Genomic DNA, 21,064 nt, shown 5'->3' with positions numbered 1-21,064 from the left:
CCCTTCTCCCGCGGGCGAGAGAGGGGCGGGGAGAGGGGGGAGTGGGAAAGGCCTTGCTACAGCGGGCTGACCCAGCTGACCCGCGCGCTCTCCCGCAGGCAGCCGCGGATCGTCTCGATCTGCGTCGCGATCGGCGCCGGCACCGGCACGGCGCCGGACAGCACCTGGCGGATCCACGCCGCCGTCAGCGCCACGTCCGTGCCCGGCGGCAGCGCCGGCACGTCGGCGACCGAGCCCGACATCGGATCGACCAGCGTGCGCTGATGGCCGTCGTGCAGCCAGTCGATACGGCTGCCGCGGCGGGCGTCGGCCACCACCTCGCCCTCGGTGCCGCGCGCCAGCAGCACGTTGGCCGGCTCGTGCGAGAAGTAGTCCGTCAGCGTTTCGCGGTATTCCGGGTGGGTGTAGCTGTAGAGCCGCAGCGCCTCGGCCGGCGTATGCGCCCCGACCGGCTGCAGCATCTTGACGATGGTGTGCGAGGAATTGCGCAGCCCGATCACGGTGCGCTTGTCGAGCAGCGCCGACAGGGCCGGCGACAGCACGTCGATCGGCAGCACGGCCAGCGGGCCGGGATCGGCATCGCCGCCGGCACCGGGCTGCGCGAGCCGCCGCGCGGCTTCGTCCACCGTCGCGCACGGCGGGATCCCCAAGGCCTCGAACAGCATGATGCTGGTGACCCGCTGATTGAATTCGCGCGTGCCATGCACCAGCACCGGGATGCCTTCCCGTGCGAGCAGCAGCGCCAGCAGCGGCACCAGATTGGGCTGCTTGCGGGCGCCGTTGTAGCTGGGAATGACCACCACCTGGCGCTCCGGCGCCGGCAGCGGCAGGCAATGCGCGTGCGCGGCCTCCAGCATGCCGGCGAGCTCGTGCGGCGCCTCGCCCTTGATCCGGTACGCCATCAGCACGGCGCCCAGCTCGAGGTCCGAGACGCGTCCGGACAGCATCGCGTCGAACAGCAGGCGGGCATCGTCGCGCGGCAGGGCGCGCGCCCCGGCGACGCCGCGGCCGATTTCCTTGATATAGGGCGCCGCGGAAAAGGCGGGCGAGGTGTCGTGGCGGTCAGCGGGCATGTCGGTGCGCTAGGGGTAGGGCAATACGGTAAGGGCGGTGCGCCAGGGGCATTGCGCGGCCATGCGCGCACAATGCGGTAGCGGCGGTGCCGCGAGGGCGGCGTGGTCAGCGCGCTTTCGGCCGATGATAGCGCGATACGCGCAGGCGGCTGCAGGCGGCGTGCAGGCGGCGCGCGGGTGCCCTCATGCCTGGATCGCGAAGCCGTCGGCATAGGCCTTCGGGTCCCGGCTGGCGTCCCACACCACGCCGTCCATCAGCTTCGCCGTGCGGAAGTCGCTGGCGGGCAGCGGCACCTGCGCGGCCGCGGCGGCCTGCCGGTAGACATCGATCCGGTTGACCTTGCGTGCCACCGCCAGATAGTCCGGGTGTTCCTTCAGCAGCCCCCAGCGCTTGTGCTGCGTCAGGAACCACATGCCGTCGGACAGGTAGGGATAGTTCGCCTCGCCGTCCCGATGGAACTGCATCGCATGGGCGTCGTCCCAGGTCCTCCCCAGGCCGTTGGCATAGCGGCCCAGCATGCGGTCGAGGATCAGGTCCATGTCGGTGTCGACATAGGACGGCGCGGCGATGGTCTCCGCGGTCCGGCGCCGGTTCGACGCCGACGCGTCGATGAAGCGCGAGGCCTCCAGCACCGCCGCCACCATGGCCCGCGCGGTGTTCGGATACTTCTGCACGAACTCGGCGGTGGTGGCCAGCGTCTTCTCCGGATGGTCGCGCCAGATGCCCTGCGTGGTCTCGGCGGTGAAGCCGATGCGATCCGCGATCGCGCGCGCGTGCCACGGCTCGCCGGCGCAGAAGCCGTCCATATGGCCGACCCGCATAGTGGCCACCATCTGCGGTGGCGGCACGGTGATCGCGCGTGCCTCCCGCAGCGGATCGATGCCGTTGGCCGCCAGCCAGTAGTACAGCCACATCGCATGCGTGCCGGTGGGGAAGGTCTGCGCGAAGGTGTACTGGCGCGGCTCGCGCGTCATGTAGGCACGCAGGCTGGCGCCGTCCCTGACGCCCTTGTCGGCCAGCTTCGCCGACAGCGAGATCGCCTGTCCGTTGTGGTTCAGGTTCATCAGCACCGCCATGTCCTTCCTCGGCCCGCCGATGCCCAGCTGCACGCCGTAGACGAGGCCGTACAGCACGTGCGCGGCATCGAGCTCGCCGTTGACCAGCTTGTCGCGCACGCCGGCCCACGAGGCCTCGCGGGTCGGCGTGATGCGGATGCCGTGCTTGCGGTCCAGCCCGAGCGCGGCGGCCATCACCACCGAGGCGCAATCGGTCAGCGGGATGAAGCCGATGCGGACCTCGGGCTTCTCGGGCGCATCCGAGCCGGCCGCCCAGGCACCGGCGCGCACCATCGGATCGACCAGCGTCATCACGCTGGCGCCCGCGGCGGTGGTCGGTGCGCGGCGACGGCGCTGGCTGGCGGGCGGCGCGTCGGCGCCGTGGCGCACGGCGTCGGCCGCGAGGGCCGGGCGCCTGGGTTTGTCGGGACTGGGGCGAGAGGGCATGCAGGCTCCTGAAGAAAAGCGGCCACGGGCGTCCTAGCCCATCACGTCGATCACGCGCTGGGCGGCGTCGACCAGCTTGAGGCCGCGCTCCATCGCCATCGTGCGCAGGCGCTTGTAGGCCTCGTCCTCGCTGAGGCCGCGCGCCTGCATCAGCAGGCCCTTGGCGCGCTCGACCAGCTTGCGCTCGGTCAGCTTCAGCCGGGTCGCATCGAGCTCGGCGCGCAGCGCCTGGTCGAGCTGGAAGCGCGCGTAGGCGACGTCGAGCACGGTCTTGACCCGCTCGGCGCGCAGGCCATCGACGATATAGGCCGTGATGCCGGCCGTCAGCGCGGACTTGATGCGCTCGGCGTCGTCGTTGTCGGTAAACAGCACGATCGGGCGTGGCGCATGCTGGGTCGATACGCAGACGTGCTCGACCGTATCGCGCGCGGCCGACTCCGACGCGATGATGATCAGGTCCGGCTGCCGCGTGGCGATGGCGTCGGGCAGTGCCAGGTCCGCGTCCACCGTGTCGACCTCGCTGAAGCCGGCCGCCGCCAGCCCCGCGCGGATCGTGTCGACGTTCAGCGGATCCGCGTCGAGCGGATCGCGCACCAGCAGGATGCGCAGCGGCCGCCCGGCCGTAGTGGGCACGGCCGCTGCCGAGGCCGGCGGTGCGGCCGAAGGAGCAGCCGATGATGCGGCCGACGATACGGAACGCACGGGCGGGGGAGGGGACGGGCGGCGATTCATGGTTCGGTCAGGCGGTGGCCGACGTTCGGTGGCCGGCTGGTTCGCCGGCTTTCTGTGGCCGGCTCGGCGGCCGATGTCTGCTCCTTGCTTCATGCAAGAATCACGCCGGGTTTTGGGGCGTAGCCTTGCCCCGCGATGGGGCGGCCGGTGTATGCTGATGCCCTGCCGCGAGGCCCAGGGCGCCCCCGACGCGACCCGCAGGCCTTGGCCGCGCACCCTCGCGGGCAGGTCCCGCGCCGCGCTCGCCGCGCCGTCCGGACCGCCCTCCGAAACCCATTCCAGAATCCATCCAGTGGAGAGATGCATGACCGAGGAGTTCGTATTCCAACCCCCCGCGCGCACCGGCGTGCCGGTGCGCGGCAGCAGCGCGCGTTTCCCGGTGCGGCGGGTCTACTGCGTCGGGCGCAACTACGCCGCCCACGCGCGCGAGATGGGATCGGACCCGGACCGCGAACCGCCGTTCTTCTTCTGCAAGCCCAGCGATGCGGTCAGCCCGGTGGCCGACGGCGCCGAGGGCACGTTCCCGTATCCGCCGGGCTCGAACAACGTCCACTATGAAGTCGAGCTGGTGGTAGCGATCGGCAAGGGCGGCCGCGACATCCCGGTCGAGCAGGCCGCCTCGCACGTGTTCGGCTATGCGGTGGGCCTGGACATGACGCGCCGCGACCTGCAGAACGAATCGAAGAAGACCGGGCGCCCCTGGGAGACCGGCAAGGCGTTCGACCATTCGGCGCCGATCGGCCCGATCGTGCCGGTGCAGGCCATCGGCCATCCCGAGAGCGGCGCGGTGACGCTGGCCGTCAACGGCGCGGAGAAGCAGCGCGGCGACCTGTCGGACCTGATCTGGTCGGTGCCGGAGATGGTGTCGTATCTGTCGAAGCTGTTCGAGCTGCAGCCGGGCGACCTGATCTATAGCGGCACGCCCGAGGGCGTGGGCCCGGTGGTCAAGGGCGATCGCATGCAATGCGCGATCGAAGGCGTCGGCGAACTGTCGGTCAAGGTGGTCTGAAGCAATGCTCAAGCTCTACAGCTATTTCCGCAGTTCGGCGGCGTTCCGCGTGCGCATCGCGCTGGCGCTCAAGGGCCTGCCCTTCGAATACGTGCCGGTGCATCTGCTCAAGGACGGCGGCCAGCAGCTGAGCGAGCAGTACCGCGCGCTGAACGCCAATGCGCTGGTGCCGACGCTGCTCGACGACGACCACGCGCTGTCGCAGTCGATGGCGATCGTCGAATATCTCGACGAGACCCATCCAGAGCCGGCGCTGCTGCCCGGCACGGCGCTGGACCGCGCCTACGTGCGCGCGCTGGCGCAGTCGATCGCCTGCGAGATCCACCCGCTGAACAACCTGCGCGTGCTCAAGTACCTGAAGCACACGCTCGGCGTCAGCGAGGAAGCCAAGGACGCCTGGTATCGCCACTGGATCGAGATCGGCTTCGACGGCCTCGAGGCCACGTTGACGCGCGAGGGCAAGGCCGGCCGCTTCTGCTTCGGCGATACGCCGACGCTGGCCGATATCTGCCTGGTGCCGCAGGTCTTCAACGCGCAGCGATTCCAGGTCGGTCTGGAACCCTATCCGACCATCGTGCGGATCTTCGACGCCTGCATGGAGCTGCCGGCGTTCCAGCAGGCCGCGCCGAAGGCGCAGCCCGACGCGGAGTAGCCGACGCCAGCAAGCGAAGGGCCGTCAATGAAGAACGGGCGCCGCTGTTTCCCAGCGGCGCCCGTTTTTATTTGCCGTCGCGCTCGACGCGCGATCAATCGCCGAGCAGGGCCCGCGCGAACTCGTCGGCCTTGAACGGCTGCAGGTCCTCGACCTTTTCGCCGACGCCGATGAAGTAGACCGGCACCGGACGCTGGCGCGCGATCGCGGCCAGGATGCCGCCCTTGGCGGTGCCGTCGAGCTTGGTCACGATCAGGCCGGTCAGCTGCAGCGCATCGTCGAAGGCCTTGACCTGCGCCAGCGCGTTCTGGCCGGTGTTGGCATCGATCACCAGCAGCGCTTCGTGCGGCGCGGTGGGCATCGCCTTGCCGATCACGCGCTTGACCTTCTTCAGCTCTTCCATCAGATGCAGCTGCGTCGGCAGGCGGCCGGCGGTGTCGGCCATCACGATATCGACGCGGCGCGCGCGGGCCGCATTGACGGCGTCGAAGATCACCGCGGCCGGGTCGCCGCTCTCCTGCGAGACCACGGTGACGTTGTTGCGCTCGCCCCAGATCGTCAGCTGCTCGCGCGCCGCCGCGCGGAACGTGTCGCCCGCGGCCAGCAGCACCGACTGGCCGTAGTGCTGGAAGTGCTTGCACAGCTTGCCGATGCTGGTGGTCTTGCCGGCGCCGTTGACGCCCGCGATCATCATCACCATGGGCTGCTCGCGGCCGAGCTCCATGGTCTTTTCGAGCGGACGCAGCAGTTCGGTCAGCAGATCGCGCAGCGCGACCCGCACGCCCTCGGCGGTGTCGATGCGCTCGCTCTTGATGCGGCGGCGCAGTTCGCCCAGCAGGTATTCGGTGGCCTCGACGCCGGCATCGGCCATCAGGAGCGCCGTCTCCAATTCCTCGAACAGCGCCTCGTCGACCTTGACGCCGACGAACAGCGTGCTGATGCCGCGGCTGGTCTTCGACAGGCCGGTGCGCAGCCGCTGCATCCAGCCGCGCTTGGCTTCCTCGCTCGGCGGCGGCACCGGGACCAGCACCATCTCGCCGTCATCGTCGCCATCGTCGCTCTCCGTGGCGACGGGCACGGGCACGGACAGCGGCGCGGCCTGGGGCTGCGTGGCGGGGACGGGCTCGGGCGCGAGGTTGCGTGCCGGTTGTGCCGGTTGTTGTGGGGGTTGTGGTGTCGGCTGCGGTGCCGCCTGTGGTGCGGCCTGTGGTGCGGCCTGTGGCTGGGGCCGTGGTTCGGGTTGTGGCTCGGGCTCAGGCTCTCGCTGCGGCTCCGCCTGCGGAGCGGCTTCCGCCGCCGGCCGCGAGGAACGCGTGAACCAGGACAGTGGAGACAGTCGGGACGGTGCGGGCTTGGCTTCGGCGGCCGCCGGGGTGGTCTCGATCGTCGTGCCGATCGATGCGGACGGGGCCGCCGTTTCCGGCTGCGGCGGTGCGGCGCTGACCGGCGGCGCTTCGGCGGCCGGTGCCTGCGCCGCCGGGGCCGATGGTGCCTCGGTCGGCGCCTCGGTGGGCGCGCCGGTGGGCTCGGCCTTGCGCTTCTTCCAGAAACTAAACATTGGGAAAGGGGTCCATACCCCGGTAGAATCAATCGGCAAAATTCTAGCAGACGGGGTCGCATGAACCATCGCGCAGGGTCGACCGCGGCGTCGACGTGGCAGGGCGCAATGCCCGCCCATCAGCATGTCACCAGAGGCGCCGATCGGCGCCGGCATTCCGCTTCGCCATCCTCTCCGCCATCGTGGCGGCCTGATTCCCGGTCCCTTCCGGCCCGTCTGGCCTCGCTTGCGCTGCTCGCCGCTGCCGCCTGGATGCCGCTTGCACAGGCGCAGGGCGTGGCGGTCGATGCGCCGCCAGCCCCCGGCGCGGCGGTACAGGCGGCGGTGCCCGACGGCGGCACCACCGAATTCAAGCTTGCCAACGGCATGCGCGTGATCGTCAAGGAAGACCACCGCGCGCCCACGGTCGCCCATCAGGTCTGGTATCGCGTCGGCGGCATCGACGAGGTCAGCGGCACCACGGGCGTCGCCCACATGCTCGAACACATGATGTTCAAGGGCACGCCCAAGGTCGGACCGGGCGAGTTCTCGCGGCAGATCGCCGCGCTCGGCGGCCGCGAGAACGCAATGACCAACCGCGACTTCACCATGTACTTCCAGCAGATCGCCAAGCAGCATCTGCCGCGGATGATGGAGCTCGAAGCGGACCGCATGGCGAACCTGGTGATCCGCGCCGAGGACTTCGAACGCGAGATGAAGGTCGTGATGGAAGAGCGCCGGCTGCGCACCGACGACTCGCCGCGCGGCACCGTCTATGAACAGCTGCTGGCCACGGTCTACACCAGCGCGGGTTATCGCCATCCGGTGATCGGCTGGATGAACGATCTGGTCAATATGCGCGTCGACGATGTCAGCGCCTGGTATCGCGAGTGGTACGTGCCCAACAACGCGATCCTGGTGGTCGCGGGCGACGTCAATCCGGCCGAGGTGCGCGCGCTGGCCGAGCGCACCTACGGCAGGCTCAAGCCGCGTGCGCTGCCGGTACGCAAGCCGCAGATCGAGCCGCCGCAGAAGGGCGTCAAGCGGATCTGGGTCAAGGCACCCGCGGAGAATCCCTATCTGGTGCTGGCCTACAAGGTGCCGCGCCTGCGCGACGTCGAGAAGGACATCGATCCGTATGCGCTCGAGGTGCTGGCCGCCGTGCTCAACGGCTACGACAATGCGCGGCTGACCCGCGATCTGGTTCGCACGCAGCGGCTGGCAGACGATGTCAATGTCGGCTATGACGGCATCAATCGTGGCGAGTCGCTGTTCGTGCTCGACGGCACGCCCGCCAACGGCCATACCACCGACGAGATCGAGCGCGCCCTGCGGCAGCAGATCGAGCGGATCGCGCGCGAGGGCGTGTCCGACGAAGAGCTGCGGCGCGTCAAGGCGCAGGTCGTGGCCGGCCAGATCTACAAGCGCGATTCGGTGTTCGGGCAGGGCATGGAGATCGGCGTCGCGGAGATCGCCGGCATCTCGTGGCAGCAGCTGGACCGCATTCTCGAGCGGATCAAGCAGGTCACGCCGGAGCAGGTCAAGACGGTGGCGGGCAAGTACTTCAGCGAGGACAACCTGACCGTGGCAACGCTGCTGCCGCAGCCGATCGATCCCAACCAGCCCAAGCCCCAGGCCCCGTCCGGCCTGCGCCACTGAGGACCGCGATGTTCGCCATGGATTCGCTCTCGTTTTCCCGTCCCTCGGCGCGGCTGCGCCGGGCACTGGCGGTGGCCGCCGGCCTGCTGGCCGGCCTGGGCGCCGCCACCGCGCAGGCCGCCATTCCGATCGAACACTGGACCGCGTCGACCGGCGCCCGCGTCTATTTCGTGCGCAGCCCGTCGATTCCGATGCTCGACATCAATGTCGATTTCGACGCCGGCAGCCGCTATGACCCGCCGGGCAAGGCCGGGCTCGCAACGCTGACGGCCGCGCTGCTCGACAAGGGCACCGGCGCCGTGGAAGGCCAGCCGGCGCGCGACGAGGCGCAGATCGCCGACGCCTTCGCCGATACCGGTGCCAGCTTCGGCGGCGCGGCCGGCGGCGACCGCGGCGGCATCGGCCTGCGGACGCTGACCTCGAACCCCGAACTGACGCAGTCGGTGACGCTGGCCGCGCAGCTGATCAAGGCACCGACCTTCCCCGAGGCCGTGGTCGCCCGCGAGAAGGAGCGGATGATCGCTGCCATCCGCGAGGGCGATACGCGTCCGGGCGTGATCGCCGACAAGCTGCTGTCCAAGGCCATCTACCCGAACCATCCCTACGGCATGTCGGCGACCGCGGAGTCGGTCGCCTCGGTCACGCGCGCCGACCTGGAGCGCTTCTGGCGCGCCAATTACGCGGCCTCGCGCGCGGTGGTCACGCTGATCGGCGCGATCGACCGCCGCCAGGCCGAGCAGATCGCCGAGCTGCTGACGCGCGGGCTGCCCAACGGCGCCGCACCGCCGGCGATGCCGCCGGTCAAGATGGACATCGGCGCCAGCGTGCAGCGCGTTCCGCATCCGGCCCAGCAGGCCACCGTGGTGCTGGGCCAGCCCGCCATCGCGCGCGGCGATCCCGACTATTTCGCGCTGCTGGTCGGCAACTATGTGCTCGGCGGCGGCGGCTTCAGCTCCCGGCTGACCGAGGAGGTGCGCGAGAAGCGCGGGCTGACCTACGGCGTCGACAGCTATTTCGCCCCGTCCAAGCAGCCGGGACCGTTCGGCATCGGCCTGCAGACCAGCAAGGCGCAGACCGACGAGGCCCTGGCGCTGGTGCGGCAGGTGCTCAAGCGCTTCGTCGAGGAAGGGCCGACCGAGGCCGAGCTGAAGGCGGCCAAGGACAATCTGATCAACGGCTTCCCGCTGCGGATCGACAGCAATCGCAAGCTGCTGACCAATGTCGCCAATATCGGCTGGTACGGGCTGCCGCTGGACTACCTCGATACCTGGACCGCGCAGATCGCCAAGGTCGATCGCCAGCACGTCAGGCAGGCCTTCCAGCGCCATGTGCGCCCCGACGCGATGGCGACTGTAATCGTCGGCGGGCCTGCCGGCGGCGCACCGACGGCGGCCGCCCGCTGAGCCTGGGGCCAGCCAAGCCCGGCGGTGCATCGCGCGAGCGCCGATTCGTCGCCCCTTCGTGGGCTGGACTCGGTGCGCTGGCGCGCATAGCGTTCCGGCGCCGCCCGCGCGCCGGCGCCAGCCGCCCGCCCGCCAGGCTCTACAATCACGGAATGAGTCCGCGTTCCCCCTCTCCGCAGCCCGCCGCCGGCGGGCGCACCCAGACCGCCCCCCGTGGGCGCGTTCCCTCGTTCTCCTCCCGTCAGACCCCGGCGCAGGTGCGCATCATCGGGGGCCGCTGGAAGCGCACCCCGCTGCCGGTGCTCGATGCGGAAGGCCTGCGGCCTACGCCGGACCGCGTCCGCGAGACGCTGTTCAACTGGCTGGGCCAGGACCTCAGCGGCCAGCGCTGCCTGGATCTGTTCGCCGGCTCGGGCGCGCTGGGCTTCGAGGCCGCCTCGCGCGGCGCCGCCCATGTGGCGATGGTCGAGGCCAATCCGCGCGTGGTGCGTCAGCTGCGCGAGAACCAGGACCGGCTCGGCGCCGAGCAGATCCAGATCCTCCAGGGTGATGCCTTCGCCATCGCGGCGCAGATGCCGGCCGCCAGCTTCGATGTGGTCTTTCTCGATCCGCCGTTCGCCGAAGACTGGATCGGACCGGCGCTGGCCCATGCCGAGCGGCTGACCCATGCGGCGGGGCTGGTCTATGTCGAATCGGAAAGCCCCCTGAACGGCGCCGATGCGCCGGTGCCCGCATCGCTGGAAATCGTGCGCCACGCGCGTGCCGGCGCAGTCCATTTCCACCTGCTGCGCCATCGCGGCGCGGCCGACTGAATCCGGCCGCTGGCGCTTCGCGCGCCGGTGCGCGATGATCGCCCAGGGCCCTCGCGCCCGCTCCGCGCAGCGGCTTTCAAGCCGCGCATTTAGGGGTACACTACGCCGCTGTCGCCAACGCTCGCCTGGCGGCATCGGCGCAAGCCGGCTGCAAAGCCGGTGCCGGTGCGGCTTGCCGGTTCACGGCAGCGGGCAGAACAAGGAGGAAGCATGGTCGTCGCGGTCTATCCCGGCACGTTCGATCCATTGACCCGGGGACACGAGGATCTGGTGCGCAGGGCGTCCAATATCTTCGATGAGCTGGTGGTCGGAGTCGCCCATAGTCCCAACAAGCGCCCCTTCTTTTCGCTGGAGGAGCGCATCGGCATCGCCAAGGAAGTGCTGGGCCACTATCCGAACGTGCGCGTCGACGGCTTTTCCGGCCTGCTGAAGGACTTCGTGCGCAAAAACAATGCGCGCGTGATCGTGCGCGGCCTGCGCGCCGTGTCGGACTTCGAGTACGAGTTCCAGATGGCCGGCATGAACCGCTATCTGCTGCCGGACGTCGAAACGATGTTCCTCACCCCGTCCGACCAATACCAGTTCATCTCCGGCACCTTCGTGCGCGAGATCGCGGTGCTGGGCGGCGACGTCAGCAAGTTCGTTTTCCCCTCCGTCGAGCGCTGGCTCAAGGAAAAGATCGGCAAGGGCGACTGAGCCCTCGATCGGCCGCCGCCTGCCGTCCGCCGTCCGCCGCCGCGGGTCGGGGCCAAGGCCAGGGCCGGCTCGGCGGGCCGGCCCGAAAACGCCTAGAATACGGGGTTCGGAAACCGTCAGGACGCGGCCAGTCGGGCGCGGGCGGACTCCGGCGGCGTATCGCGCGGCGATGGCCGGATAGCAGAAGGAACCACCATGGCGCTGATCATCACCGACGATTGCATCAATTGCGACGTTTGTGAGCCCGAGTGCCCGAACGAAGCCATTTCGATGGGGCCGGAAATCTACGAGATCGACCCCAACAAATGCACCGAATGCGTCGGCCACTTCGACGAGCCGCAATGCCAGCAGGTGTGTCCGGTCGCGTGCATTCCGCGCGACCCGAACCGGGTCGAGACCCATGAGGTGCTGATGCAGCGCTACCGGCTGCTGACCGCCGCCAAGCACGCCGCCTGAGGCGGCCCCGCCGCCCCGCGGCTCTACAGCCGCCTGCATCGAACGCCGCAGCAAGAAACCCCGCATCGACGATGGCGGGGTTTTTTATGTCATTGGCTGCCGCTGCGGGTCGTCTATCCCGCACCCGGATACATCTTCGTAACAATCGCTATCAAAAGTTGTCCGTCTGCGGTTCATTGTTAAGCGTTGGCACTCGCCGCCGTGCAACCGTGCGTGGCATCCCCCACAGCTCGGGAGAGCGCCATGCCGCAAGTCCGCACCGAGGGTTACCCGATCCCGGCATTGCCGGGTACCAGCACCTGTGAGACCGCGCCGTTCCGCCGGTGCGAGGGCCGTCTTCACTTCGATGGCACCGCCTTTGCCATGCGCGACGGTTCGCACGGCGTCATGGCCGCACTGGCGCGAATGTTTTCGCGGACCAGCGTTCCCAGAGGCACGCCGGAAGCCGAGAACGGGCACCTTGCCTGCTTGCCCAAAATGGCGACCGACAAGATTGTCGCCTGCCTCGGCGATCCCTTCGAACGAGCGACGCTTGCCATGACGTGTCGCCTCCTGCATCGGCAGCTCAAGCCATATTGGTCCGAGTTCCAGCTGTTTCGCGATCTGATTGCAAGCAGGAAGAGCCTGGGCTTCCGGTCGCAGCCGTCATGCATGACCGACGTGGCGCTCCTGCTCAATCTACTGACCGGCGACCGTTGGACGAGCTGGCGCGCAAGAACCGTATTCGTGGAGACGTTCAAGAGGCTGGGCAGGATGTACCCGCGAATACCGGAGCGCGTCTTTCGCGAGGTATGGCCATTGTTCAGGGCGCTCACCCGAAACGCGAAGCAAGTCGTGCTACAGGAGGTGTTTCATCTCGCCATGGAGCGTTGCCCAGGTTGGGCCGTGATGGTGCTGACCGAATTTGCACGCCGCACGATTTATCAGGATGACATGGACGCCGATTTCCACGACAAGCTGCTTCGCTTCGCGGTACCGCTTCTGCATGACCCTATTATCGGGAAAGAAGCGGCGCTGCTGGTCGGCGCCATTGCACAGCGGCTGCACGACGCTACGCGGGTGCGGGACGAAAGGAGGTGGAAAACCATACTGCGGCTGGTTCCATCCTCGACGCCGGTGGATTCGGCCGCCGTGCTTGGGTTGGCCAGGACTGCCCTCCTCATTCAATGCCGTTGGGAAAACGAGGGCCAGTGCGGCAGCGGCTTTGCAGCCGTATCGCTGATGCAGAGCCGGTTCAAGGAGTTTCCGTCGGACGCTGCGATCGATGCGTTCGCGGCGTGCATTTCCACCTCGGACGAGCCGGACTCCGAAGAGCGCCACATCGTCCAAGACAGGGATCGTTTGCGGAATGCCAAAGACTGTGCCCGCAGACAACGCTGCCAGCATGAGATCCAAGCGGCCAGGTACGCGCGTCGCGCTGGTCCCTTGTGCGAAACCGCAGGAGGCGGTGCCCAGCGATGACGATGTCTTGCCGTGGGATGCTCAAAAAACCCCGGAGAAAATCGGCGAAAAGAATCGAAGACGGATCCAGGGGGCTGTAGTGGATCGAGGCACCGGCCAAGGCAGAGGAGGGGACGCTCGATGAGCGAGGGATGCGGTCACATTTCATGTGCAAGCCGGATCGTCGAACGGACAGACGCGCTGCCTCAGGCCCGGCATGTCGCCCTTGCGAATTCGGTCTTGTACTTCGGATGGAGCGGCATTGCGCTATATAAGGCCGGCGCTTTTGCCGAGGCCATCGTCGCCTTCTTCCGCGCCAATCCCTCGTCGTCTGTCTTGACCGCACGATTCAGCACCGATGGTCCGAGGCATGCGATTTCGCAAGAGGCAATGGGATTAAGCACCGCGGCCTCCATTGTGGAAATCGTGATCACGACAGTCGTGTTCGGCAGGCACCTGCGCGCGCGTTTTCGAATCGCACGGCAGCTTGTCGCAACCGGTGAATTGCGCGCGATCTTTATTGAGCGAATCGCCCACCAAAAGCGGGCGGCGAGAATATCGAAGGCGATGGCGGTGACGGCCGCAAGCCGTGGAGCGGTTGCCGCCTGTCCGCCCGACGGCAGCACGTCGGTCCAGCCATGTCCAACCAGCGTCCGAGCCGACGGGGGCGCCATGGCGGTGTTGGCAACCGGCTATCTGCACTATCAAACCGCGCAGATGGACCGCCGGGAAGCCACCGATACCTTGAAGCACTCCTTCGTCATGTTCACGCGCGACGGCGTCTTGCAGGCCGCGGGGGTCGGCTGCAACCTGGCGCTGCTCTGGGACAGCCTGAAGGTAAGTGAGCTACTGCACCTGGCGACAGTGCCGATCCATGCCACGGCGACTGCCATCTGCGGCTTTGCCTTCAGTCTGGGCTGCGGCGCGCTTCATGTCATCGCCGGTGCAGTGCGATGGCGCGACGGACTCAAGAAGCTGGCGGCAGCGAGCGAAGTGCTGAACGCGATAAGGCGCGCCAAAAGAACCGTCAAGGAAGCAAAGGAGAGTCAGCAAGCCGAACTGGTCGACGCCGCGACGGTTGCCGAGTCCTTGCTCTCGCATGCCAAGCGCAACGAACGGCGTGCCGAGGATGACGCCAGGCACCAGATCCGCCTGGGCAAATGGCGGATGACCTATGGTGGGGCGGCGATGGCAGTCGGTGGGATTTCGCTGGCGCTTTTTCTTGTCGCGGGTGGAGTGTCGACCGGTGGCATCCTCTTCGGCATCGTCGGTGGCCTGGTATTGGCGGGCTGGACCCTCTATGCGGGATATCGCCATCGTCACGCTGCGAGTTCCATTCAGGCCGCGATCGACAAGGGCAACAATGTCGTCACGGCGGGGACGGGCACGCGGCCGGAGAAGGCGTTGGATGAACAGCCGGACACGCAGCCGCTGTCGCTTGATGACGCCATCGAGCAGGCGATTCTCCTGCTCGACAGGACGCGCAATCCCCATCCGGATGCGCGCAGGTTGATCAAGCAAACGTTGAAGGAGTTGGGCGTGAGCCCCCGGGATCTTTGGCCGCTGCGGTACTGCTCATCGGATCCCGCCGCCAGGGACCCTGTCATCGAGGAACTGAAAATAAGGATCCACAACGTCGTGGACGGCGATGGTGCTCGGTGCGCCGCCGAAAAAAGGTTGGCGCCCGATCGGGAAGCCAAGCCTGTGGCGGTATCGTGAACCGCCTGCGAACCACAATGGCAACTCGCACCGACTCACCGCAGGCGTCGGCGGGCGGCCACTCAAGCCGTCATTTGGCCGAATGCAACTGCATCATCGCGCGTTCGGCCTCGCCCTTGGCGAGCAGCGACACGGGCGCAATACTGCGATCGATTGCCTCGTCGATCGCCTGCTGCTCCTCGCGGCGCGGGGGCTTGAGCACGAAGTTGACGACGTCCTCGCGATCGCCCGCACCGCCGGCGTTGCGCGGATGCCCCACGCCGATGCGCAGGCGCCAGTAATCCGGCGTCGACAGATGCGCGGAGATGTCCTTCAGGCCGTTGTGCCCGCCCGAGCCACCGCCGCGCTTGAGCTTGACCGCGCCGGCCGGCAAATCCATCTCGTCATGCGCGACCAGGATCTCGTCGGGCAGGATCTTGTAGAAGCGAGCGAGCGACACCACGGCCAGGCCGGAGCGGTTCATGAAGGTCGACGGCTTCAGCAGCCAGATATCCTGATCCCACAGGCGCGCGCGCGCCGCCAGCCCATGGAAGCGGCCTTCCACGCGTGGCGTGGCACCGCCCATGCGGGCCAGCTGGTCGATCAGCCAGAAGCCGGCATTGTGCCGGGTGGCTTCGTATTCCGCCCCGGGATTACCGAGGCCGACGATGAGCTTGATCATGGTGCAAACGGGTTCGGTGACGGACACGCACGGCATCCGGGACGCGGCGCAGCAGGAAAGCATACGCGAAAAAAAACCGCCGGACGAACCGGCGGTCTTTGTGGCGGCGCCTGTCGATACGACAGTGCCGCCGGTCAGCCGAGGGCTGGCGCCGATCAGGCAGCCGGCGTCTCGCCTTCGCCTTCGCTGGCCGCTTCCGACACGCCGCCGGCCGGCAGGGCGATGCTCGCCACGGCGGGGTTGTCGTCGCCGTGCGTGATCGGGGTCACGCCCTTCGGCAGCTTCAGGTCCGACAGGTGAACGGTCTGGCCCAGTTCGACGGCGCCCATGTCCACTTCGATGAATTCCGGCAGGTCGCCCGGCAGGCACGACACTTCCAGTTCATTCAGGATGTGGTTGATGATGCCGTGGCCCAGCTTCACGCCAGGAGCGGTTTCCTGGTTCATGAAGTGCAGCGGCACCTTGACGTGGATCTTCTCGGTGGCCGACACGCGCTGGAAGTCGACGTGCAGCACCAGCGGCTTGAACGGGTGCATCTGGAAGGCGCGCAGCAGGGCCTTCTCGGTCGTGCCGCCCACTTCCAGGTCGAGGATCGACGAGTGGAAGGCTTCCTTCTTCAGCGCGTGGAACAGCGCGTTGTGATCGAGCTCGATCATCTTCGGTTCGGCGGTGCCGCCGTAGATGATGCCGGGGGTCTTGCCGGCGTTGCGCAGGCGGCGGCTCGCACCCGTTCCCTGTACGCTACGCTCGAAAGCGATGACTTTCATTGTGGACTCCAAAAAGTAAGAGGGCTGCCCGCGACCAGACAGCCCGATGAACCGGCGCCAGGTACGGTGACCGGGCGCCTCTGCGTCGCATCGCCGCTTGCGGACAAGCCGGCGGACGCGACAAAGCCTTGAATTCTAACAGGAAGCTCAGGAATCGGCGAACAGCGACATGATCGAGTCGCCCTTGACGATCCGGGTGAACGTCTCGGCCAGCAGCGAGGCGGTCGACAGCTGGCGGATCTTGCCGGTCTGGCGGGCGTCGTCGCGCAGCGGAATGGTGTCGCAGACGACCACTTCGTCCAGCGCCGAGTCCGCGATGCGGGCGGCCGCGCCGCCGGACAGCACCGGGTGGGTACAGTAGGCGAACACCTTCTGTGCCCCGCGTTCCTTCAGCACCTGGGCCGCCTTGCACAGCGTGCCGCCGGTGTCGATCATGTCGTCCATGATCACGCAGTTGCGGCCGTCGACCTCACCGATGATGTTCATCACCTCGGCCACATTGGCCTTGGGACGGCGCTTGTCGATGATGGCCAGGTCGCAGTTCAGCTGCTTGGCCAGTGCGCGGGCGCGCACCACGCCGCCCACGTCGGGCGAGACCACCAGCAGATCGCCGTAGTTCTTTTCGCGCAGATCGCCCAGCAGCACCGGCGAGGCGTAGATGTTGTCGACCGGGATATCGAAGAAGCCCTGGATCTGGTCGGCGTGCAGGTCCATCGTCAGCACGCGCTCGACACCGGCCACTTCCAGCATGTTGGCAACCACCTTGGCCGAGATCGCGACGCGCGCCGAGCGCGGGCGGCGGTCCTGGCGGGCATAGCCGAAGTAGGGCATGGCGGCGGTGATGCTGCGTGCCGAGGCGCGCTTGAGCGCGTCGACCATCACCATCAGTTCCATCAGGTTGTCGTTGGTCGGCTGGCAGGTGGACTGCAGCACGATCACGTGCTTGCCGCGGACATTTTCCTGAATTTCGACCTGGACTTCGCCATCGGAGAATCGGCCCACCAGCGCCTTGCCCAACGGAATGCCGAGGTGCTGCACGACAGCCTCCGCGAGTTTGGGGTTGGCGTTGCCGGTGAATACCATCAAGCCGTCGCTACTCATGAGGGGCACCTGTCTTGCTGCTGGGGGAGGGTCGCCGGCGCTGCCGGCGACGGATTCTGCAGATCTGCGAGGAATGTAATGGCAGGGGAGGAAGGATTCGAACCCTCGAATGCCGGAATCAAAATCCGGTGCCTTAACCGACTTGGCGACTCCCCTACACAACCGGGACCGTTCTTCGTTGCGCCGACTGCCACAACGCCGAACGAAAACTTGCTATGCGAACGCTGCGAGCGGATGGCGCGACAAACTTCTCACGCATCTGCCATCCCATTCGGATGGCAACCGGTCGAGCACCTGTTGCGCAGTTTGCTCGTCACGATAACGTGCAAACACACAGGCACCGGAACCGGTCATCCTCGCCTCCGGACTGAATTGTTTCAGCCAGGCAAGGGCTCGGGCAACTTCGCCGAACTTCGCTGTCGCTATCGCTTCCAGATCGTTGCGACCGAAACCGAATTTGTTTGTGCAAGCAGCGAAGTCCGCAATTATGGAGATGGGCGTATCCCTTGTCAAGCGTTCGTCGGAAAAAATTGCTGCGGTCGGCACATGCTGGCGTGGATGGATGACCACGAACCAGCTGTCCGGCAGGTCGACGGCGGTCAGCTCCTCGCCGATCCCCTGCGCGAAGGCGTTCTGGCCGAACACGAAGAAGGGCACGTCGGCGCCCAGGCCCAGGCCGATCCGCATCAATTGCTCGCGCCCCAGGCCCAGGCCCCACAGCCGGTTCAGCGCCAGCAGCGTGGTGGCGGCGTCCGAGGAGCCGCCGCCGATGCCGCCGCCCATCGGCAGCGCCTTGTCCAGCGCGATCTCGACGCCGTACCGGGTTCCCGTGGCGGTCTGCAGCGCCCTGGCCGCGCGCACCACCAGGTCGCTGTCGGCCGGCACGCCGGGTACGTCGGTCACGCGCAGTACCGCGCCGTCGTCGCGGCGTTCGAAATGCAGCGTGTCGCTCCAGTCGATCAGCTGGAACACCGTCTGCAGCGTGTGATAGCCGTCGGGGCGGCGCCCGGTCACATGCAGGAACAGGTTCAGCTTGGCCGGGGCGGGGCAGTCGCGCAGTTGCGCGGGGGGCAAGGGGGCCGACATCGGGCGATCAATGCGAAGCCGGGGCGTCGATCACCAGCTTGACCGACATCGGTCCGCCGGCGCCGTCGCGCGCCAGGTCGATCCGGCGCGGCAGCGTTTCGGCGCCGTTCGGCGCGGCCTGCCAGGCCGCGTAGCGCACGGTCCAGCCGTTTTGCGACAGCGTCTCGAGCCGGCCCTGGGCGTCGCGCGTGGCGCTGGCCGGGGCACCGGGTGCCGGCCGGGCGCGCAGCCAGTCGCGCATGCCGGCCACCGGCAGCGCGAAGCCGAGGCTCTGCTCCAGCAGCGCATCGACCTGGGGCGCGTTGCGCGGCGGTTCGTTGGGCAGGTCGAGCGTCGCGCCCGAGGGCGTCGCCGTGACCACCGCCAGCGTCTGGCCCAGCGGCGAAATCAGGTCCAGCCGCACGTTCTCGCCCTGCTCGCGCCAGTGGAAGCTGCCCTGCACGCCTTCGTCGCGCCCATAGCGGACGTAGTTGGCGGCAAAGCGCCCGGTCAATTCGCTGGCGCGGGCGCCGGCGGCGGCATCGAACTGGCGCGACGGCGTGACGCTGGCACAGGCGGCGAGCCACAGCGGCGCGGACAGGCAAAGCAGGGTCAGGGTACGGCGGGATCGGTCCATGCGGAAAACGCAGATCGGTACCGGGTCACGGCGCGCGCGTTGGCGCGGACCGTGCCGGCGATGGATGTCGATGGAGGGCGATGAATCTCGATGAAGGGCACAGCCTGCCGGGTACGGGCGGCACGCCGGCGACGCTACTGCGCCAATCGCACGTTGTAGCGCCGCAGCGTTTCGACCAGCGTCTCATTGTTCGGGTCCAGCTTGACGCCTTCCTCCCAGGTCTTGCGGGCCTCGTCGCGCTCGCCGAGCTGCCACAGCACCTCGCCCAGATGCGCGGCGATCTCGGCCTCGGGCGCCTTGGCGTAGGCGTCGCGCAGCAGCTTGGCGGCCGGTTGCAACTGCCCCAGGCGGAATTTGACCCAGCCCAGGCTGTCCATGATGTACGGATCGTCGGGGCCCAGCTCGGTCGCCTTCTCCAGCAGCTTCAGCGCTTCCTGCAGGCGGATGTTGCGATCGGCCAGCGAATAGCCCAGCGCGTTGTAGCCCTGCTTCTGGTCCGGCTGCATCGCGATGAACTGGCGCAGCCGGCGTTCCATGCTGTCGTAGCGCTTCTCGCGCTCGTCGAGCATCGCCAGCTCGTACAGCCATTCGGCATTCCTGGGCTCGGCCTTGACGCGTTCGTCCAGTACCTTGCGGGCGCGGTCGTAGGCCTTGACTTCCATCAGCATGCCGACCTCGGCCTGGCGTACCGCCATCATCCGCTGCGCGCGCTGGTCGGGATCGGGGATGTCCTCGGCATCGGCCAGCATGTCGCCGAAGATCGCCTGCGCATCGTCGAGCCGGCCCATGCGGCCCAGCATCTGCGCGCGCTTGACCGATGCCGCCCCCACCATGCGCTGGTCCTCGATCCGGTCCAGCCACTGCACCGCGCCCGCGTAGTCCTTGCGCTCCTCGGCGATCTGCGCGAGGTATTGGTACGCGACGTCGGGGTTGGAACTCGGGGCCTTTTCGGCCAGCCGCAGATATTCGTGCAGATAGCGCTCGGCCTCGTCGTAGCGGCGCGCCTGCAGCCCGGTCAGACCCAGCGCCAGCGGCACGCGCGGATCGTCGGGCGCGACCTTGCGCAGCGCCTCGAACTCGCGCCGGGCCGCGTCCATCTCGTTGCGCTGCAGATAGACGCGCGCCAGCGTGATGCGGCCGTTCACCGAGGCCGGCGCCTTGTCGAGGAAGCGCTTCAGGCCGGCGATCGCCTGTTCGGGCGAGTTGTCGGCGCGCAGCTCGGCCGCCATCAGCGCCGCGGCTTCGTAGTCGGGACGCAGGCGCTGCGCTTCGTCGAGCTCGGCCAGCGCGCCCGGCACGTCGCCGGCGGTTTCCTTGGCCCGTGCCAGCGCGAGCCGCGTCTCGGCCGACTGCATGTCGTTGGCGACCAGCCGCTGCAGCAGCGCGGCCGCGCCGGCCGGATCGCTGGTGCGTGACAGTTGCTGCTGCAATTGCAGGATGGCCTCGGGCCGATGGCTCGGCGGCACGCCGTTCAACTGCAGCGACAGCAGCGGTTCGGCTTCTTCCCAGCGTGCGTTGAGCACCAGCAAGGTCGACAGCACCTGGCGCGCGGCCGGCGAAGTCGGGGCCAGGTCGGTCCACAGGCGGGCGCCGTCGAGGGCCTGCTGCGGGACGCGCGCATTGAAGGCGATTTCGGTGGCGCGCTGCGCGAAGCGTGGGTCGCGGGTCGAGCGGGCCAGTTCCACGTAGGTGCGATAGGCCGGGCCCGTCAGGCCGCGCTGCATCGAGATCTCGGCGGCCAGCACGCGGTACATGATGTCGGCCGTCAGCGGCAGCTCGGGCAGCGGCATCTTCGGCGGCAGCGGCGTCGCCGGGGTCGGCTCGAGCTCGCCGTCGCTGCCCAGCGTGAACATCGGCCGGCCGGTTTCGGCGCCGTCGGACTTCGCCTCCGCGCGTGCGGCATCGGCCTGGGCCGACCGGGCATCGCGCGCACTGGCGCAGCCGGTCAGCGCGCCGGCGCCGACCAGGGCCGCCACCAGCAGCGGCAGCAGGCGCCGGCCCGGTGCCGCGCGGCGCGCGGCGGTCTGCGCGGGCGGCTCGTCAAGCGGTACGTGGGAAGGGAGCAGAGCGGAGATGCGGTCCAGGCGGTCCGGCATGGGTGGGACTCCGGCACGCGTGGTGCCATATGACAAGTTAGGGCCA

The 21,064-nt window shown here is 68.2% G+C and carries 20 protein-coding genes and 1 tRNA gene; 10 read left to right on the top strand and 11 right to left on the bottom strand.

Features of this window, described 5'->3' with window-relative positions:
• Positions 1–56: 56 nt before the first annotated feature.
• The 3 genes from ybiB to K7G19_RS19180 all read right to left on the bottom strand — a co-directional run bounded on the left by ybiB (position 57) and on the right by K7G19_RS19180 (position 3,308).
• The gene (gene ybiB / locus K7G19_RS19190) at positions 57–1,073 is read right to left on the bottom strand and encodes a DNA-binding protein YbiB (protein WP_149320096.1); all 1,017 of its coding nucleotides are present in this window, start codon (positions 1,071–1,073) and stop codon (positions 57–59) included.
• A gap of 183 nt (positions 1,074–1,256) precedes the next feature.
• Positions 1,257–2,576 carry a CmpA/NrtA family ABC transporter substrate-binding protein gene (locus tag K7G19_RS19185; RefSeq protein ID WP_226108600.1) on the bottom strand — a complete coding sequence of 440 codons (1,320 nt, stop codon included), beginning with the start codon at positions 2,574–2,576 and terminating at the stop codon, positions 1,257–1,259.
• A 33-nt stretch (positions 2,577–2,609) separates the two neighbouring features.
• A complete protein-coding gene (locus tag K7G19_RS19180) occupies positions 2,610–3,308 on the bottom strand; it encodes an ANTAR domain-containing response regulator (RefSeq protein ID WP_226108598.1) in 699 nt (232 codons plus the stop codon).
• A 304-nt stretch (positions 3,309–3,612) separates the two neighbouring features.
• On the opposite strand from K7G19_RS19180, the gene K7G19_RS19175 reads away from it, so the two are divergent.
• Both K7G19_RS19175 and maiA read left to right on the top strand, forming a co-directional pair.
• On the top strand, positions 3,613–4,317 hold the full coding sequence (locus tag K7G19_RS19175; RefSeq protein ID WP_226108596.1) for a fumarylacetoacetate hydrolase family protein: 705 nt from the start codon (positions 3,613–3,615) through the stop codon (positions 4,315–4,317).
• A 4-nt stretch (positions 4,318–4,321) separates the two neighbouring features.
• Positions 4,322–4,969, top strand: a complete 648-nt coding sequence (gene maiA, locus K7G19_RS19170) for a maleylacetoacetate isomerase (protein WP_149320100.1) — start codon at positions 4,322–4,324, stop codon at positions 4,967–4,969.
• 94 nt (positions 4,970–5,063) lie between these two features.
• Here the strand turns inward: maiA and ftsY are convergent, their stop codons facing one another.
• Positions 5,064–6,296: a signal recognition particle-docking protein FtsY gene (gene ftsY, locus K7G19_RS19165; RefSeq protein ID WP_226108646.1), complete on the bottom strand. Its 1,233-nt coding sequence runs from the start codon at positions 6,294–6,296 to the stop codon at positions 5,064–5,066.
• Here ftsY and K7G19_RS19160 point away from each other — a divergent pair.
• The 8 genes from K7G19_RS19160 to K7G19_RS19125 all read left to right on the top strand — a co-directional run bounded on the left by K7G19_RS19160 (position 6,283) and on the right by K7G19_RS19125 (position 14,691).
• The gene (locus K7G19_RS19160) at positions 6,283–6,591 is read left to right on the top strand and encodes a hypothetical protein (protein ID WP_187829325.1); all 309 of its coding nucleotides are present in this window, start codon (positions 6,283–6,285) and stop codon (positions 6,589–6,591) included. The genes ftsY and K7G19_RS19160 overlap by 14 nt on opposite strands.
• A gap of 188 nt (positions 6,592–6,779) precedes the next feature.
• On the top strand, positions 6,780–8,165 hold the full coding sequence (locus K7G19_RS19155; RefSeq protein ID WP_149320101.1) for a pitrilysin family protein: 1,386 nt from the start codon (positions 6,780–6,782) through the stop codon (positions 8,163–8,165).
• A gap of 17 nt (positions 8,166–8,182) precedes the next feature.
• Positions 8,183–9,568 (top strand): pitrilysin family protein, encoded by a 1,386-nt coding sequence (locus tag K7G19_RS19150; protein WP_149320102.1) that lies wholly within the window; start codon positions 8,183–8,185, stop codon positions 9,566–9,568.
• Positions 9,569–9,720: 152 nt separating this feature from the next.
• Positions 9,721–10,380, top strand: a complete 660-nt coding sequence (gene rsmD, locus K7G19_RS19145; RefSeq protein WP_226108594.1) for a 16S rRNA (guanine(966)-N(2))-methyltransferase RsmD — start codon at positions 9,721–9,723, stop codon at positions 10,378–10,380.
• 210 nt (positions 10,381–10,590) lie between these two features.
• The gene (coaD, locus tag K7G19_RS19140; protein ID WP_006576803.1) at positions 10,591–11,076 is read left to right on the top strand and encodes a pantetheine-phosphate adenylyltransferase; all 486 of its coding nucleotides are present in this window, start codon (positions 10,591–10,593) and stop codon (positions 11,074–11,076) included.
• 195 nt (positions 11,077–11,271) lie between these two features.
• Positions 11,272–11,532, top strand: a complete 261-nt coding sequence (locus K7G19_RS19135) for a YfhL family 4Fe-4S dicluster ferredoxin (protein WP_149320103.1) — start codon at positions 11,272–11,274, stop codon at positions 11,530–11,532.
• Between the two features lie 243 nt (positions 11,533–11,775).
• Positions 11,776–12,993, top strand: coding sequence for a hypothetical protein (locus K7G19_RS19130; RefSeq protein WP_149320104.1), 1,218 nt, complete (start codon positions 11,776–11,778; stop codon positions 12,991–12,993).
• Positions 12,994–13,113: 120 nt separating this feature from the next.
• Positions 13,114–14,691, top strand: a complete 1,578-nt coding sequence (locus tag K7G19_RS19125; RefSeq protein ID WP_226108593.1) for a valine--tRNA ligase — start codon at positions 13,114–13,116, stop codon at positions 14,689–14,691.
• Between the two features lie 70 nt (positions 14,692–14,761).
• Here the strand turns inward: K7G19_RS19125 and pth are convergent, their stop codons facing one another.
• The 7 genes from pth to K7G19_RS19090 form a co-directional block, all read right to left on the bottom strand.
• On the bottom strand, positions 14,762–15,352 hold the full coding sequence (gene pth / locus K7G19_RS19120; RefSeq protein ID WP_149320106.1) for an aminoacyl-tRNA hydrolase: 591 nt from the start codon (positions 15,350–15,352) through the stop codon (positions 14,762–14,764).
• Between the two features lie 155 nt (positions 15,353–15,507).
• Positions 15,508–16,119 (bottom strand): 50S ribosomal protein L25/general stress protein Ctc, encoded by a 612-nt coding sequence (locus tag K7G19_RS19115; protein WP_053821027.1) that lies wholly within the window; start codon positions 16,117–16,119, stop codon positions 15,508–15,510.
• Between the two features lie 147 nt (positions 16,120–16,266).
• Positions 16,267–17,220 carry a ribose-phosphate pyrophosphokinase gene (locus K7G19_RS19110; protein ID WP_149320107.1) on the bottom strand — a complete coding sequence of 318 codons (954 nt, stop codon included), beginning with the start codon at positions 17,218–17,220 and terminating at the stop codon, positions 16,267–16,269.
• Between the two features lie 79 nt (positions 17,221–17,299).
• Positions 17,300–17,376: transfer RNA gene (locus K7G19_RS19105), tRNA-Gln, on the bottom strand.
• A 57-nt stretch (positions 17,377–17,433) separates the two neighbouring features.
• Entirely contained in the window at positions 17,434–18,306 is an 873-nt protein-coding gene (gene ispE / locus K7G19_RS19100) for a 4-(cytidine 5'-diphospho)-2-C-methyl-D-erythritol kinase (RefSeq protein WP_149320108.1), read from the bottom strand.
• Between the two features lie 7 nt (positions 18,307–18,313).
• Positions 18,314–18,922, bottom strand: a complete 609-nt coding sequence (gene lolB / locus K7G19_RS19095; protein ID WP_226108592.1) for a lipoprotein insertase outer membrane protein LolB — start codon at positions 18,920–18,922, stop codon at positions 18,314–18,316.
• Between the two features lie 134 nt (positions 18,923–19,056).
• Positions 19,057–21,018, bottom strand: coding sequence for a tetratricopeptide repeat protein (locus K7G19_RS19090; RefSeq protein WP_226108591.1), 1,962 nt, complete (start codon positions 21,016–21,018; stop codon positions 19,057–19,059).
• Between the last annotated feature and the right edge of the window lie 46 nt (positions 21,019–21,064).

Source organism: Cupriavidus sp. DB3, from assembly GCF_020418465.1.
Classification (GTDB): Bacteria; Pseudomonadota; Gammaproteobacteria; order Burkholderiales; family Burkholderiaceae; genus Cupriavidus; species Cupriavidus cauae.
Note: the sequence above shows the minus strand (reverse complement) of the source record. Positions and strands in the feature narration are given on the sequence as shown.

Excerpts from the sequence above, each read along its gene's own strand:
- ybiB (WP_149320096.1), bottom strand. The coding sequence starts at position 1,073 with ATGCCCGCTGACCGCCACGACACCTCGCCCGCCTTTTCCGCGGCGCCC.
- K7G19_RS19185 (WP_226108600.1), bottom strand. The coding sequence starts at position 2,576 with ATGCCCTCTCGCCCCAGTCCCGACAAACCCAGGCGCCCGGCCCTCGCG.
- K7G19_RS19180 (WP_226108598.1), bottom strand. The coding sequence starts at position 3,308 with ATGAATCGCCGCCCGTCCCCTCCCCCGCCCGTGCGTTCCGTATCGTCG.
- K7G19_RS19175 (WP_226108596.1), top strand. The coding sequence starts at position 3,613 with ATGACCGAGGAGTTCGTATTCCAACCCCCCGCGCGCACCGGCGTGCCG.
- maiA (WP_149320100.1), top strand. The coding sequence starts at position 4,322 with ATGCTCAAGCTCTACAGCTATTTCCGCAGTTCGGCGGCGTTCCGCGTG.
- K7G19_RS19155 (WP_149320101.1), top strand. The coding sequence starts at position 6,780 with ATGCCGCTTGCACAGGCGCAGGGCGTGGCGGTCGATGCGCCGCCAGCC.
- K7G19_RS19150 (WP_149320102.1), top strand. The coding sequence starts at position 8,183 with ATGGATTCGCTCTCGTTTTCCCGTCCCTCGGCGCGGCTGCGCCGGGCA.
- rsmD (WP_226108594.1), top strand. The coding sequence starts at position 9,721 with ATGAGTCCGCGTTCCCCCTCTCCGCAGCCCGCCGCCGGCGGGCGCACC.
- coaD (WP_006576803.1), top strand. The coding sequence starts at position 10,591 with ATGGTCGTCGCGGTCTATCCCGGCACGTTCGATCCATTGACCCGGGGA.
- K7G19_RS19135 (WP_149320103.1), top strand. The coding sequence starts at position 11,272 with ATGGCGCTGATCATCACCGACGATTGCATCAATTGCGACGTTTGTGAG.
- K7G19_RS19130 (WP_149320104.1), top strand. The coding sequence starts at position 11,776 with ATGCCGCAAGTCCGCACCGAGGGTTACCCGATCCCGGCATTGCCGGGT.
- K7G19_RS19125 (WP_226108593.1), top strand. The coding sequence starts at position 13,114 with ATGAGCGAGGGATGCGGTCACATTTCATGTGCAAGCCGGATCGTCGAA.
- pth (WP_149320106.1), bottom strand. The coding sequence starts at position 15,352 with ATGATCAAGCTCATCGTCGGCCTCGGTAATCCCGGGGCGGAATACGAA.
- K7G19_RS19115 (WP_053821027.1), bottom strand. The coding sequence starts at position 16,119 with ATGAAAGTCATCGCTTTCGAGCGTAGCGTACAGGGAACGGGTGCGAGC.
- K7G19_RS19110 (WP_149320107.1), bottom strand. The coding sequence starts at position 17,220 with ATGAGTAGCGACGGCTTGATGGTATTCACCGGCAACGCCAACCCCAAA.
- ispE (WP_149320108.1), bottom strand. The coding sequence starts at position 18,306 with ATGTCGGCCCCCTTGCCCCCCGCGCAACTGCGCGACTGCCCCGCCCCG.
- lolB (WP_226108592.1), bottom strand. The coding sequence starts at position 18,922 with ATGGACCGATCCCGCCGTACCCTGACCCTGCTTTGCCTGTCCGCGCCG.
- K7G19_RS19090 (WP_226108591.1), bottom strand. The coding sequence starts at position 21,018 with ATGCCGGACCGCCTGGACCGCATCTCCGCTCTGCTCCCTTCCCACGTA.